Origin of the sequence: Bradyrhizobium sp. sGM-13, from assembly GCF_018398875.1 — a bacterium.
GTDB lineage: Bacteria > Pseudomonadota > Alphaproteobacteria > Rhizobiales > Xanthobacteraceae > Bradyrhizobium.
Genome location: NZ_JAGWDK010000148.1, coordinates 1 through 997, shown reverse-complemented (window position 1 = coordinate 997; position 997 = coordinate 1). Strand labels below are relative to the sequence as shown.

1 protein-coding gene and 1 pseudogene are annotated in these 997 nt (G+C 64.9%); both read left to right on the top strand.

Going from position 1 to position 997, the window contains the following annotated elements; genetic code table 11:
* Window positions 1–375 (top strand): annotated as a pseudogene (locus KJQ96_RS38525) (NAD(P)/FAD-dependent oxidoreductase); the annotation flags it as partial.
* 95 nt (window positions 376–470) lie between these two features.
* On the top strand, window positions 471–997 hold a 527-nt coding region (locus KJQ96_RS38520; protein ID WP_375293273.1), incomplete at its 3' end, for an MBL fold metallo-hydrolase.

Below are 997 nucleotides of genomic sequence, written 5' to 3'. Positions count from 1 at the left end.
GGAGTGGACGGTGTCTTCGCGACCGGCGATGCCGCGCGCGCCGCCTGCGACGATGAGGGCAACTACGCGCTGATGTCGTGCCAGCACGCCACGCGGATGGGCGCCTTTGCCGGCAACAACGCCGCCGCTGAGCTGCTCGGCATTCCGACTAGGCCCTATCACCAGAAGGGCTACGTCACCTGCCTGGATCTCGGCGAGGCCGGTGCGCTGTTCACGACCGGCTGGGAGCGCAAGGTGGCGATGGTCGGCGACGTCGGCAAGAAGACCAAGCAGGAAATCAACACCGTCTGGATCTATCCGCCGCGTGCCGAGCGCGCTGCCGCGCTGGCCTCTGCCGATCCGGAGCGTGTGACTGACGTGAGTGGCTTCTTCTAGATCCTTCACGCGAAACGGGCCGCGCTTCTCGCTGGCTGCGTGGCCTGCTCAACCGAGACCAGCCAGTAACCTTGAACATGAAACAGGAGACGAACATGGACGTAGACACGAGCCTAGCCAACACCTCACATCCCGGTGGACCGGGGTCCAACGAATTGGTTCCGTCGCGCTACGCGGTGAAGGTCGGTGAGATTGACGTGCTGGTGGTCAGCGATGGCGTGCTACCGCTCCCAACCGCAATGTTGGCACACAACATCGACCCGGCCGTCCGGGCGACCTGGCTGAAAGACATGTTCCTGCCGCCGGACGCTTACGATTGGGCGCTGAACGTGGTCGTGGTGCGTAGCGGCGACCGGACCATACTCGTCGATGCTGGGCTTGGGCTCGACCCGGACTTGCACTTGCCGCGGGCCGGGCAATTGATCAAGCGACTGGAGGCCGCCGGCATCGATCTTGCGTCCGTGACCGACGTGGTGCTGACCCACATGCACATGGACCACATTGGCGGGCTGCTCGTCGACGGGGTCAAGGAACGGCTACGTCCGGACCTGCGGATCCACGTGGCGGCCGCCGAGGTCAAGTTCTGGGAGGCGCCCGATTTCTCCCACGTCTCCATGCCGCC